This window comes from Antrihabitans stalagmiti (assembly GCF_016482825.1).
GTDB classification, from domain to species: Bacteria; Actinomycetota; Actinomycetes; order Mycobacteriales; family Mycobacteriaceae; genus Antrihabitans; species Antrihabitans stalagmiti.
This window is the reverse complement of the sequence record NZ_JAEMNV010000002.1, coordinates 807,316-819,555: the sequence shown is the minus strand read 5'-3', so window position 1 is coordinate 819,555 and position 12,240 is coordinate 807,316. Positions and strand designations below refer to the sequence as shown.

Below are 12,240 nucleotides of genomic sequence, written 5' to 3'. Positions count from 1 at the left end.
CGTACGCGTTCTAGGCCCGTGTCGGGTCCGGTTCTCGTTCCCACGGAGCTTTGCCGTCGCCGACTCGTTTGTAGACGATGGCGAGGTGTTCGCGGTAGCGGTCTCGGAGGTAGGGGTCGTGGTCGGCGAAGGTTGCGGTGGCGTCGGTACCGGCGAAGGTCTCCCACCAGGTGGGTTCGTAGAGCAGTTCGTTGGCTTCGTACGCGGTGAGTGGGTCGGCGTAGCTGGGTGTCGGGATCGTTTTCGTGGTTTCCGGTTCGGGTTGTGGTGCGCCGACGATGGCGTGGTTGGCCGGCAGCGTGATGTGCGGGGTGTGGGTGGGGCTGGTCCAGAGGATGGCGCCGCCGGCGAGGGCGGTGCAGGTCCAGAGTTGCCACGTTTTGATGTCGTGATGCCGCTTACACAGCGGTTGGAGGTTTTCGAAGATCGTCCACCCGCCCGCTGCGGGGTTCGGGTGATCGAACGGGACGCGGTGGTCGAGTTCGCATTTGCGCGCCGGCACGGTGCAATTCGGGAACACACACGTCGGGTAGGCGGCGCGGACCAACTCGGCGACTTCGGCGCGGGGTCGGTAGATCAACGCCCCGGGTGGAGGTTCGAGGTGTCCGCCGTGTCCGTCTGGATGGACTCCGCGGCGTAGGGATGCGTCGTCGGCGATGGCGGTGAGGATGTCCTCGATGACTGTTCCGGCACTGCGGACCCGTTGCAGGCAGGGCGGTGCCGTCGTTGTGGGGTGGGCGATGGCGCCGGGTCGGTGTTTTCGGCCGCGGCGGAGGTAGTGCAGGTACTCGACCTCTGTGGGTGGTGAATCCGGTTCGGGGTCAACAGGTTCGGGGTCAATGTTTGCGGAGTCGGGAGCGGTCTCGTCGTGGAAGTCTGATTCGTGGTCGACCGAATTTTCGTCGGTGGTCGGATCGGTTGTCTGCGGAGGTGCGGATTCTTCGGCTCGGCTCTCGCTGACTGCATCGTCGGTGCAGGTGCTCGAATCGTGTTCGGCTGCAGTGGTTCCCTGTCCGGCCGCTGCCACCGCGGCGGACCGTAGTTCGACGAGGATGGCTTGCCAGGTCGCGTCGGCGGCGAGAATGCGGGCCAGTTCCGGGTCGATCGGAGTCCCATCACCCAGGTGTGCGGGATCCGCGCTCAACCCCAGCAAGGTTTTCACGTCGATGACGATCTGCGCCAAATGCCCTCGCCGCGGCGCCAATTCGATGTCGCGGGTAGGGCAGTCGGTTGCCTTGCAGTCACACCGCAGCGACCGCTCACCATGCAGTAGCGCCATCAATCCGTCTGCTCGGCGAGCGTCGCTGTTTCGGGAGTCTTCGGGGCAGACGGTGTCGGCGATCTCGTCGAGCAATTGATCGGCTTCGACACCTTCCAGATCAGTGATGCAGGCGCTGAGCCACGACAACCCCGCAGTGCCTTTCCGCACATAGGCGGTGCGATCTGTCTTCGTCGACTGCTCTCGAGCGGCGGCGGCTTCTTTCGCGTCTGCTTCGATCCACAATCGCCAGATTTCGAGTCGTAGCGGTCCTGGGGTCAGGTGCTTGGCGGCGTAGCGGGCTTCGGATTCGATTTTCTCGATCGTTTTGCCGCTTGCTTCTTTGAGGACGGTGCAGACCACTTTGACTCGGGCGTAGTCGAGTTGGCCGTCGCAGAAGGAGTCGTAGAACAACGGGAAGCGTGAGTTCAGTTCGATTCCGACGTCGACCATGGTGTGCGCCGTAGTTGCCGAGCAGCCGAGGACTGCACCGATTTCGGCGTATACCGAGTTGCCGACCGCAATTTTCCCGCCCGCGGCGACCAGGTCCGACTCGGCCCGGATCCGAGACCACCAGATGTCGGTCGCGGCAAGTACTTTCGAACACGCCATTATGTTCTCGTTGTCGCGGTAGCGCTCCAAGAGCGCGAACTCTTGAGCGACGCTGATCTGTAGCGGGTAAGTCCGGACTTCCTCCGGACCTTCGGTGTCTGCACTTCCCCCTGAGTAGAACATACATTCGACACTATCGGACCCCACTGACAAGAAAGGCGGCTCCGCCGCTCGTGCGTCCTTCCGGAGCGCCCGACCTCCGAAAAGACTCACGAGCCGCTTGCGGCCTACTTCGATTCCGGCCGGTCGATCAAGCGGAGCCACGTCCCGTTGGACTGGCGTCGCACCACCTGGACTCGTCCACCGGTGTTGTCGGACGACGCTGTCGAGGTGAGCGCCAGATCGCCTGCACGTACGGTCGGTAGCGGCTCTTCGAAGGGGAAGGTCGGTCTTGCGGCGATCAATTTTTCGCAGACGGACTCAATAGCCGACCGCCCGACCGTTTCGCTTCCCGGCGGGAATGCCAGCACGGCTTCGGGCTCGTACAGCAGCGCCATTCCGGCTGCATCGCCAGCATTCGCGCGCTCGACGAACAGGCGGGTGAGATCTTCTGGTGTCGAGGCTGTTTCGCGGTCTTCGGACATTGTCGTGACCCGCTTTCTGTGTTTTCGATTGCTGTCATCCACCATCGTGCCGACCCCGGTAACTAGAAGTCCAACAGCTAGTTCTTCTCATAGCTAGAATCGCCAGTTATGGAACTGCGTCAACTCGAATACTTAGTGGCTGTCGCCGAGGAAGCGAACTTCACGAGAGCTGCCGACCGCGTGCACGTCGCGCAGCCCGGGATCAGCGCCCAGATTCGCAAGCTCGAGCGTGAACTCGGACAGAAACTGTTCGACCGATCCGGTCGCAGTGTTCGACTGACCGATGCGGGCAAAGCGGTGATGCCATACGCACGAGCGGCACTCGGCGCCGTTGCGGGCGCACACAGTGCGATCGAAGACCTGAGCGGTCTGGTCCGCGGACGCATCGCCGTCGGGGTCGTCGGTGCGGGACCTACGATCACGTTCGCCAACCACCTGACTGCCTTTCACGCCGAACACCCCGGAGTAGATATCGTTCTGGCGGAGGCAGATTCGGCCACGCTGCTGGACCGCCTCCGGTCGGGCGAACTCGACTTCGTCGTCGTCGGACTTACGAACGAGCCGACGCCCGACCTCACTATCCAGATCCTGAGCGAGGACCCGATTGTCGCGGCGGTCGGTCGCGACCACCCGCTTGCCGGTCGATCGTCGATACCGCAGAGCGCGATGCGCGACCTATCGCTCATCACGCTGCCGCGCGGCAACGGTGTTCGGTCGAGGATCGAAGACGTCTGTGCCAGAGCGGGTTTCGCACCACGAGTCGCGTTCGAGACGAGCAACATCGCGGTCCTCACGCGGCTCACCGAGGCGGGGGTCGGCGTCGCGATCGTGCCTGAACAGCTGGTTGCGATCATGTCGAGAGATTTGTTGGCGTTGCGCATTCGCCCAGAGATTCGTGCGCAGATCGCACTGGCCTGGCGTACGGAAGGTGCGATCAGTCCCGCAGCGGCTGCGTTCCTGCGTCGGATTCGATAGCGCTTGATACCTGTCCCGCGTCGGCTGCGGTCGGAGTGTGCCGACACGGGCAGCGTAGGGCCGCGCTAGGTTGGTCCGATGCGCGCAATTCAGGTGACCCGACTCGATGGCCCCGAAGCGATCGAGATCGGTGAGATCGATGAACCGAACGGTGACGGCAAGGTTGTCATCGACGTGCACGCGGCTGGTGTCGCCTTTCCCGACGCGCTCCAAACGCGCGGTCTGTACCAGTACAAGCCGCCGACCCCGTTCGTCCCTGGCAGTGAAATTGCCGGTGTCGTGCGATCGGCACCCGAAGGGTCGGGGTTCGCAGCGGGGGATCGTGTCGTCGGACTGACAGCGCTCGGTGGTGGCATGGCGGAAGTTGCCGCGCTGCAACCCGATCTGGTGTTCCCACTTCCCGACAACGTGTCGCTCACCGCAGGTGCCGGCCTGCTGTTCAACGACCTGACCGTGCACTTCGCCCTTCGCAAGCGAGGCCGGTTGGCCGACGGCGAGACCGTGCTCGTCCACGGCGCCGCCGGTGGCATCGGCACGTCCACGTTGCGAATGGCGTCGGTGTTGGGCGCCGGGAGAACGATTGCCGTCGTGAGTACCGAGGAGAAGGCTCAGATCGCGCGCGACGCAGGCGCGACCGACGTCGTCCTCACCGACGGCTGGCTCGCAGCCGTTCGCGAACTCACGCAGGGCCGTGGCGTCGATATCGTCCTCGACCCAGTCGGTGGCGACCGCTTCACCGACAGTCTGCGATCCCTGGCTCCGGCAGGACGCTTGCTCGTGGTCGGCTTCACCGCGGGCGACATCCCGACCGTCAAGGTGAATCGGCTGTTGCTCAACAACGTCGACGTAGTCGGGGTCGGCTGGGGTGCTTGGTTCATGAGCCATCCGAAGTATCTCGCCGAGCAGTGGGAGCAGGTGCAGCCTCTGCTCGCGTCGGGGAAATTGGTTGCACCCGAACCCGTCACCTACCCACTCGACCAAGCCGGCGCGGCCATCGCCTCGCTCGAAAACCGAACCGCGACGGGCAAGGTCGTCGTCACCGTTCGCTGACAGCGCCGCCGCACGGACATAGGCTTCGGCCATGTCCGACGTGCTGTCCAACCGCGTCCTCAATCGCACTCTGCTCGAGCGGCAACATCTGCTCGAACGCTCGCGGCTCGGTGTGGCCGAGATGCTGGAACACCTGATCGGTCTGCAGGCCCAGGACGTCCCGCCACCGTTCGTCGCCCTGTTCAGCAGGCTGGCCGACTTCGACCCGAACGTCGTTTCTGCGGGTCTCGATGATCGTTCGTTCGTGCGGATCACGTTGATGCGCGGAACTATTCACCTCGTCACGGCGGGGGACGCGCTGCGCATCGCCCCACACATTCAGCCACAGCTCGAGAAGTTGCCGTTTCGAAAGGGCTTTCACTTCGGAGCTACCGTCGGCATGGACCCCGACGACGTCCGTGCCCGTGGTGAACGACTACTCGGCGACCAACCGATCCCCGCTGCAGAACTACGCAAGCTCGCCGCTGCCGAGTGGCCAGACCGAGACGGTCAGGCGATGCTGCAGGTGCTGCTGTACCTGCTGCCTGTGCTGCAAACTCCGCCGCGCGGAAAGTGGAAACACAACAACCGTCCTGTCTGGTCGCGTACCGAATCCTGGCTCGGACGACCCTTGGACGGTTCCTACCCCGTCGACGACCTGATCGAGCGCTACCTCCGCGCATTCGGGCCTGCCACAACGATGGACATGCAGGCGTGGTCGAAGTTGGTCGGGCTCAAGGAGGTCGTAGACCGGCTCGGAAGCCGACTACGGACCTACACCGACGAGGCTGGCAGGACGCTCTACGACGTCGCAGACGGTCAGCTCGCGGATCCGGATCTGCCTGCACCCGTTCGCTATCTCGGCTGGTACGACAATGCGTTGCTCTCGCACAAGGATCGGACCCGGATCGTGCCGGAGGGTTCGTCGATCACCCTTGCCTCGATGTCATCGAACCGGTCGTCCGTGCTGCTCGACGGCTACCTCGCCGGTCTGTACGCCATCCGTACCGACGGCGACCGCGCAACGCTCGAACTTGCTACCGCGAACGGTGCGCTGTCGCGACGTGACGCCGACGCGGTCGAAGCCGAGGGGCTCGCGCTCCTCGAATTTCTAGAGCCGGACAAAACGCCCGCAGTCGAGTTCGTCGAGCGCCACTGAACTCGAATGAAACCCACCTGCGCGCGCGTCGGTACAGTTCGGGTGTGCGAACCAAGCTGGGTGCGGCCGCGGCAGTTGCGTGTGTGGTCATGTTGTCGGGATGCGGCGGCGACAACGGTGGCGACGACGCGCCCGCAGGCAGCCCGCCGACCCGTGTGGTTTCGGAACAGGGGCCGTTCTTCGGCGAATGTGGTTCCGTTACCGACGACGAGGTCAAGGACGCTTTCAAGATGCCGGGCTTCGGCACCGTCACCCGTAATTCGGTCGGCTGCGTCTGGGAGGTCAGCGGTCCAACGGGACCGAGCGTGAGCTTCTCCTGGTACCGCGGTAGCCCGATCGGTCGCGAAGCGGCAGGCTCCGATCGATTGGCGCGCCCGCCTATGCCGGTCGAGATTCGTGGCCACAAAGGCTTCATCGGCCAGGTTCCAGGACTGCTGTGCGAACTGGGTCTGCAGTACGGCGACGACTTCTTCCACTGGTCGGTGACATTCGGACTGTTCCCGCCGACGACGGACGAATGCGGAGTCGCTCGCCAGCTGGCCGAACTCACGGCATCGAGGGTGCAGGAATGAAATCTATGGGAACAGCGCGTGTCGTTCGAGTGGTCGGCGCGCTGGCCGTCGCGGCCGGTCTGCTGACGGGTTGCAGCCAGACGATCGACGGCACACCGCGCGGTGAACGGCAAGCCGATGTGGGGGAGGACGGCGACTTCCGCAACCTGCTGGAGGAATGCCAGAACGTCACAGATCAGCAGATTGCCGAAACCGTCGGCGGCAATTCGATCGATCAAGCCTTCTATGGTGCGATCTGCCGGTGGGATGTCGGCGGTCCGAGCGGGCCGGCGAAGGTGACGTTCAATTGGTACGAGACGGGTTCCCTCGAGGTCGAACGTAAGACGCTGGAACAGCTGAAGTACGTCCTCACCGAGGTCAAGGTGCAGGGCCGCAGGGCAATTCAGCAGCAGCGGCCCAACGATCCCGATTCGTGTGGTGTCACCGCGGGTGCGCCCGATACCGGCATCATCGGATGGTGGGTCAACTATCAGCCAGGTAACCATCCCGATCCGTGCACAGCTGCGATCAAGTTGGCGGAGCTGACTTTGAACCTGAGTCGCTGAGTCCGGTCCTGCACAACCCCCGAAACACGTACTCTGGACACAGGTTCATCCAGCACACGTTTGGCCGCTTTGACCTTCGGGCGCGCCGACGGGTATCGTGGATCGCTGTGCCCGGAGCATGCGGGCAGGTTTGTGTGCAAAGTTTAGGCCAGCGAGAGCGGCTGACTATCTAGTCGTGCCCCGGAACTGGCCTTGCAACTGCGCGCGACACACCCGACCTCGGGACAAGAGGCAGGGTCACCAGCTCGAAGACATGAAGTTCCACCACAGCGTTAACTAATTAGCGTTAACCAGAAACAGGAAAGCCGGTCTATGCCAACCATCAACCAGCTGGTCCGCAAGGGTCGCCACGACAAGGTCGCGAAGCTCAAGACCGCGGCCCTGAAGGGCAGCCCCCAGCGGCGCGGCGTGTGCACTCGCGTGTACACAACCACTCCGAAGAAGCCGAACTCCGCGCTTCGTAAGGTCGCGCGTGTTCGCCTCACGAGCTCGGTTGAGGTCACGGCCTACATCCCCGGCGAAGGCCACAACCTGCAGGAGCACTCGATGGTGCTCGTTCGCGGCGGTCGTGTGAAGGACCTTCCGGGTGTGCGTTACAAGATCATTCGTGGCTCGCTCGACACGCAGGGCGTGAAGAGCCGCAAGCAGGCTCGCAGCAAGTACGGCGCCAAGAAGGAGAAGAGCTGATATGCCACGCAAGGGCCCCGCACCCAAGCGTCCGCTGATCAACGACCCGGTTTACGGGTCCCCGTTGGTCACGCAGCTGGTCAACAAGATCCTGCTCGACGGTAAGAAGTCGACTGCAGAGCGCATCGTGTACGGCGCGCTCGAGCAGGCCCGCGAAAAGAGTGGCACCGATCCGGTCGTCACCCTCAAGCGCGCACTCGACAACGTCAAGCCGGCCCTCGAGGTGAAGAGCCGCCGTGTCGGTGGCGCCACCTACCAGGTGCCGATCGAGGTCCGTCCGGGCCGCGCCAACACGTTGGCGCTGCGCTGGCTGGTCACGTTCTCTCGCGCTCGTCGTGAGAAGACGATGGTCGAGCGTCTTGCCAACGAGCTGCTCGACGCAAGCAACGGTTTGGGCGCTTCGGTGAAGCGTCGTGAAGACACGCACAAGATGGCCGACGCGAACAAGGCGTTCGCCCACTACCGCTGGTGACGACTGCGCTGGACGCTCTGCTCGGCAGTGCGTCCGGCGTACACGGTCCGATCCGGAACAAGAACTACTAGTTAAGCGGGGAAGAAGCCTGTGGCACAGGACGTGCTCACCGACCTGAACAAGGTCCGCAACATCGGCATCATGGCCCACATCGATGCGGGTAAGACCACCACAACCGAACGCATCCTCTTCTACACCGGTATCAGCTACAAGATCGGTGAAGTTCACGATGGCGCAGCCACGATGGACTGGATGGAGCAGGAGCAGGAACGCGGCATCACGATCACGTCGGCTGCCACGACTTGCTTCTGGAACGACAACCAGATCAACATCATCGACACCCCGGGTCACGTCGACTTCACGGTCGAGGTCGAGCGCTCACTGCGCGTCCTCGACGGTGCCGTTGCCGTGTTCGACGGCAAAGAAGGTGTCGAGCCGCAGTCGGAGCAGGTCTGGCGTCAGGCAGACAAGTACGACGTTCCCCGCATCTGTTTCGTCAACAAGATGGACAAGCTGGGCGCCGACTTCTACTTCACGGTGCAGACCATCAAGGAGCGCCTCGGCGCAAAGCCGTTGGTCATCCAGCTGCCGATCGGCGCAGAGGACAGCTTCGAAGGCATCGTCGACCTGGTCGAGATGAACGCGAAGGTCTGGCGCGGCGAGACCAAGCTCGGTGAAAAGTACGAGGTCGTCCCGATTCCCGACGATCTCGCCGAGCTGGCCGAGCAGTACCGCACGGAGCTGCTCGAAACCGTCGCCGAGTCCGACGAGGCGCTGCTCGAGAAGCACTTCGGTGGCGAAGAGCTGACGATCGACGAGGTCAAGGCTGCGATTCGCAAGCTGACCGTCAACTCCGAGCTCTACCCGGTGCTGTGTGGTTCGGCGTTCAAGAACAAGGGCGTTCAGCCCATGCTCGACGCCGTCATCGACTACCTGCCGTCGCCGTTGGACGTCGAGGCCACCACCGGCCACGCCCCCAACAACGAAGAAGAGGTCCTCACTCGCAAGCCCGACGCCACCGAGCCTTTCGCAGGCTTGGCGTTCAAGGTTGCGACGCACCCCTTCTTCGGCAAGCTGACCTACGTCCGCGTGTACTCCGGCAAGGTCGACTCCGGTGCCCAGGTCATCAACTCGACCAAGGGCAAGAAGGAGCGTCTGGGCAAGCTGTTCCAGATGCACTCCAACAAGGAGAACCCGGTGTCGACGGCCAGCGCCGGACACATCTACGCGGTCATCGGCCTCAAGGACACGACGACCGGCGACACGCTCAGCGATCCGCAGAACCAGATCGTTCTCGAGTCGATGACGTTCCCGGACCCGGTCATCAACGTCTCCATCGAGCCGAAGACCAAGTCCGACCAGGAGAAGTTGGGTACGGCCATCCAGAAGCTGGCCGAAGAAGACCCGACCTTCTCGGTCAAGCTCGACGAGGAGACCGGCCAGACCGTCATCGGCGGCATGGGCGAGCTCCACCTCGACATCCTCGTCGACCGCATGCGTCGCGAGTTCAAGGTCGAGGCCAACGTCGGCAAGCCGCAGGTGGCCTACCGCGAGACGATCACCAAGTTGGTCGAGAAGCACTCGTACACCCACAAGAAGCAAACGGGTGGTTCGGGTCAGTTCGCCAAGGTGATCATCAACGTCGAGCCGTTCCACGGCGAAGACGGTTCGCACTACGAGTTCGAGAACAAGGTCACCGGTGGCCGCGTTCCGAAGGAGTACATCGGATCCGTCGATGCCGGCGCACAGGACGCCATGCAGTACGGCGTACTTGCGGGCTACCCGCTGGTGGACGTCAAGGTCACCTTGACCGACGGTGCGTACCACGACGTCGACTCTTCCGAAATGGCCTTCAAGATCGCCGGCTCCGCCGCGTTCAAGGAAGCTGCTCGTAAGGCCGGTCCGGTGATCCTCGAACCGATGATGTCGGTGGAGGTCACCACGCCCGAGGCATACATGGGCGACGTGATCGGCGACCTCAACTCCCGCCGTGGCCAGATTCAGGCCATGGAGGAACGCAGCGGTGCACGTGTCGTGAAGGCACTGGTTCCGCTGTCTGAAATGTTCGGCTACATCGGAGACCTTCGGTCGAAGACTCAGGGCCGGGCGAACTACTCGATGGTGTTCGATTCCTACGCAGAGGTTCCGTCGAACGTCTCGAAGGAAATCATCGCGAAGGCGACAGGCGAGTAAAAGCCTGGAGCCGAAGGCGACGGGTGAGTGAGCGCAAGCGAACGAACCAATCGGGCACAACAGAGTAGTCCGATGCCTTGCACGACCGATTTATCAACCGCAATGCTGCAAACTGCAAGCACTGACAAGTCCAGGAGGACACCAAGTGGCGAAGGCGAAGTTCGAGCGGACAAAGCCGCACGTCAACATCGGGACCATCGGTCACGTTGACCACGGCAAGACGACGCTGACAGCGGCAATCACCAAGGTTCTGCACGACAAGTACCCCACTCTCAACGAGAGCTTCGCCTTCGATCAGATCGACAAGGCTCCCGAAGAGAAGGCTCGTGGTATCACGATCAACATCTCGCACGTCGAGTACCAGACGGAGAAGCGTCACTACGCTCACGTCGATGCTCCCGGTCACGCCGACTACATCAAGAACATGATCACCGGCGCGGCTCAGATGGACGGCGCGATCCTGGTTGTGGCCGCCACCGACGGCCCGATGCCCCAGACGCGTGAGCACGTGCTGCTCGCCCGTCAGGTCGGCGTTCCGTACATCCTCGTCGCGCTGAACAAGGCCGACATGGTTGACGACGACGAGATCATCGAGCTTGTCGAGATGGAGGTTCGCGAACTTCTTGCTGCGCAGGAATTCGACGAGGACGCTCCGGTCATCAAGGTCTCTGCACTCAAGGCGCTCGAGGGCGACGAGAAGTGGGCCGAGAGCATTGTCGAGCTCATGCAGGCCGTCGACGACTCGGTTCCGGACCCCGTCCGTGAGACCGAGAAGGCGTTCCTCATGCCCGTCGAGGACGTTTTCACGATCACAGGTCGCGGCACCGTCGTCACCGGCCGTATCGAGCGTGGCTCGGTCAACGTGAACGAGGAAGTCGAGATCGTCGGTATCAAGGAGAAGTCGACCAAGACGACTGTCACCGGTATCGAGATGTTCCGCAAGCTGCTCGACTCGGGCCAGGCAGGCGACAACGTCGGTCTGCTCGTTCGTGGCATCAAGCGCGAAGATGTCGAGCGTGGACAGGTTGTCGTCAAGCCCGGCACCACGACTCCGCACAAGGAGTTCGAAGGCCAGGCGTACATCCTGAACAAGGAAGAAGGCGGCCGTCACACGCCGTTCTTCAACAACTACCGTCCGCAGTTCTACTTCCGTACGACTGACGTCACGGGCGTTGTGACCCTGCCCGAGGGCACCGAGATGGTTATGCCCGGTGACAACACCGAGATGACCGTCAAGCTGATCCAGCCGGTCGCCATGGACGAGGGCCTGCGCTTCGCAATTCGTGAGGGTGGCCGCACCGTCGGTGCCGGTCGCGTCACGAAGATCATCGCGTAGTTTCACTCTCCACCAGTTCTGCCAGGCAGCGCCGGTTCCCTTCGGGGAACTGGCGCTGTTTGCTGTTCGCGACACCCGATAACGTGGTCGGTCAGACCTCGTCGTTGCGAAGGAGCGGATTGTGGGTAGAACGGCATTGGTGACCGGCGGAACCGGCGGCTTGGGCAGCGCTGTGACCGCGAAGTTGCTCGACGACGGCTGGCGGGTTGTCGTTCCATGGATCGCCGAACGCGAGATCGAACGCCTCGACAAACACCCGTCGCTGGAGCTCATCCAGGCCGATCTGTTCGATGAGGCAAGCGTCGCCGAGGTCGTCGAGCTGGCGGGTGGCCGCGAGGAAGCGCCGCTGCGCGCGGTCGCAAATCTCGTCGGTGGTTTTGCGATGGGCGGCAAAGTGCACCAGACGCCGATCGACGAGTTCGAGAAGTTGTTGCGCCTCAACCTGCGGCCGACGTACCTGACCACTCACGCAGCGGTGCCCTATCTGATCGAAGCGGGCGGCGGCTCGATCGTGGCGATCTCGACGAAAGCGGCGTTCTCGCCCTTTTCGGGAGCAGCCGGATACATCACGTCGAAGGCCGCCGTGTGGGCCTTCGTCAGCGCGCTCGCCGTCGAGTATCAAGACGATGGGATCCGGGTCAACGCGGTACTGCCATCGGTCATCGATACACCGGGAAACCGTGCCAGCCAACCTGATTCGTCCCGTAAGGGATGGGTGACTCCGCAGGCCATCGCCGATGTCATCGCGTTCTTGTTCAGCGACGCCGGTGCTGCAATAACCGGTGCCCAGGTGCCGGTTCCCGGTGTGGGAACATGAC

The 12,240-nt window shown here is 63.0% G+C and carries 12 protein-coding genes; 10 read left to right on the top strand and 2 right to left on the bottom strand.

Annotated features, from left to right (window positions below; genetic code table 11):
• Nucleotides 1–10: 10 nt before the first annotated feature.
• Both JGU71_RS07855 and JGU71_RS07850 read right to left on the bottom strand, forming a co-directional pair.
• Nucleotides 11–1,993 (bottom strand): HNH endonuclease signature motif containing protein, encoded by a 1,983-nt coding sequence (locus JGU71_RS07855; RefSeq protein WP_199703444.1) that lies wholly within the window; start codon nucleotides 1,991–1,993, stop codon nucleotides 11–13.
• Between the two features lie 104 nt (nucleotides 1,994–2,097).
• Nucleotides 2,098–2,454, bottom strand: a complete 357-nt coding sequence (locus JGU71_RS07850) for a YybH family protein (RefSeq protein ID WP_199703443.1) — start codon at nucleotides 2,452–2,454, stop codon at nucleotides 2,098–2,100.
• A 108-nt stretch (nucleotides 2,455–2,562) separates the two neighbouring features.
• On the opposite strand from JGU71_RS07850, the gene JGU71_RS07845 reads away from it, so the two are divergent.
• The 10 genes from JGU71_RS07845 (at nucleotide 2,563) to JGU71_RS07800 (ending at nucleotide 12,239) form a co-directional block, all read left to right on the top strand.
• Entirely contained in the window at nucleotides 2,563–3,429 is an 867-nt protein-coding gene (locus tag JGU71_RS07845) for a LysR family transcriptional regulator (RefSeq protein ID WP_199703442.1), read from the top strand.
• A 78-nt stretch (nucleotides 3,430–3,507) separates the two neighbouring features.
• Nucleotides 3,508–4,479: an NADPH:quinone oxidoreductase family protein gene (locus tag JGU71_RS07840; protein ID WP_199703441.1), complete on the top strand. Its 972-nt coding sequence runs from the start codon at nucleotides 3,508–3,510 to the stop codon at nucleotides 4,477–4,479.
• A 31-nt stretch (nucleotides 4,480–4,510) separates the two neighbouring features.
• Nucleotides 4,511–5,617: a winged helix DNA-binding domain-containing protein gene (locus tag JGU71_RS07835; RefSeq protein ID WP_199703440.1), complete on the top strand. Its 1,107-nt coding sequence runs from the start codon at nucleotides 4,511–4,513 to the stop codon at nucleotides 5,615–5,617.
• Between the two features lie 44 nt (nucleotides 5,618–5,661).
• Nucleotides 5,662–6,189 carry a DUF3558 domain-containing protein gene (locus tag JGU71_RS07830; RefSeq protein WP_372433125.1) on the top strand — a complete coding sequence of 176 codons (528 nt, stop codon included), beginning with the start codon at nucleotides 5,662–5,664 and terminating at the stop codon, nucleotides 6,187–6,189.
• Between the two features lie 5 nt (nucleotides 6,190–6,194).
• Nucleotides 6,195–6,734, top strand: coding sequence for a DUF3558 domain-containing protein (locus JGU71_RS07825; protein ID WP_233528824.1), 540 nt, complete (start codon nucleotides 6,195–6,197; stop codon nucleotides 6,732–6,734).
• A 312-nt stretch (nucleotides 6,735–7,046) separates the two neighbouring features.
• Nucleotides 7,047–7,421 carry a 30S ribosomal protein S12 gene (gene rpsL / locus JGU71_RS07820; protein ID WP_199703438.1) on the top strand — a complete coding sequence of 125 codons (375 nt, stop codon included), beginning with the start codon at nucleotides 7,047–7,049 and terminating at the stop codon, nucleotides 7,419–7,421.
• A 1-nt stretch (nucleotide 7,422) separates the two neighbouring features.
• The gene (gene rpsG, locus JGU71_RS07815; RefSeq protein WP_199703437.1) at nucleotides 7,423–7,893 is read left to right on the top strand and encodes a 30S ribosomal protein S7; all 471 of its coding nucleotides are present in this window, start codon (nucleotides 7,423–7,425) and stop codon (nucleotides 7,891–7,893) included.
• Nucleotides 7,894–7,983: 90 nt separating this feature from the next.
• Nucleotides 7,984–10,086 carry an elongation factor G gene (gene fusA, locus JGU71_RS07810; RefSeq protein ID WP_199703436.1) on the top strand — a complete coding sequence of 701 codons (2,103 nt, stop codon included), beginning with the start codon at nucleotides 7,984–7,986 and terminating at the stop codon, nucleotides 10,084–10,086.
• A gap of 145 nt (nucleotides 10,087–10,231) precedes the next feature.
• Nucleotides 10,232–11,422 (top strand): elongation factor Tu, encoded by a 1,191-nt coding sequence (gene tuf / locus JGU71_RS07805; protein WP_199703435.1) that lies wholly within the window; start codon nucleotides 10,232–10,234, stop codon nucleotides 11,420–11,422.
• Nucleotides 11,423–11,543: 121 nt separating this feature from the next.
• Complete coding sequence (locus tag JGU71_RS07800) at nucleotides 11,544–12,239, top strand: SDR family NAD(P)-dependent oxidoreductase (RefSeq protein ID WP_199703434.1); 696 nt, start codon at nucleotides 11,544–11,546, stop codon at nucleotides 12,237–12,239.
• Nucleotide 12,240 lies beyond the last annotated feature (1 nt).

What these genes read in the sequence shown, in the direction of transcription:
- JGU71_RS07845 (WP_199703442.1), top strand. Translation starts at nt 2,563, where the DNA reads ATGGAACTGCGTCAACTCGAATACTTAGTGGCTGTCGCCGAGGAAGCG.
- JGU71_RS07835 (WP_199703440.1), top strand. Translation starts at nt 4,511, where the DNA reads ATGTCCGACGTGCTGTCCAACCGCGTCCTCAATCGCACTCTGCTCGAG.
- JGU71_RS07840 (WP_199703441.1), top strand. Translation starts at nt 3,508, where the DNA reads ATGCGCGCAATTCAGGTGACCCGACTCGATGGCCCCGAAGCGATCGAG.
- JGU71_RS07850 (WP_199703443.1), bottom strand. Translation starts at nt 2,454, where the DNA reads ATGTCCGAAGACCGCGAAACAGCCTCGACACCAGAAGATCTCACCCGC.
- JGU71_RS07825 (WP_233528824.1), top strand. Translation starts at nt 6,195, where the DNA reads ATGGGAACAGCGCGTGTCGTTCGAGTGGTCGGCGCGCTGGCCGTCGCG.
- rpsG (WP_199703437.1), top strand. Translation starts at nt 7,423, where the DNA reads ATGCCACGCAAGGGCCCCGCACCCAAGCGTCCGCTGATCAACGACCCG.
- JGU71_RS07855 (WP_199703444.1), bottom strand. Translation starts at nt 1,993, where the DNA reads ATGTTCTACTCAGGGGGAAGTGCAGACACCGAAGGTCCGGAGGAAGTC.
- rpsL (WP_199703438.1), top strand. Translation starts at nt 7,047, where the DNA reads ATGCCAACCATCAACCAGCTGGTCCGCAAGGGTCGCCACGACAAGGTC.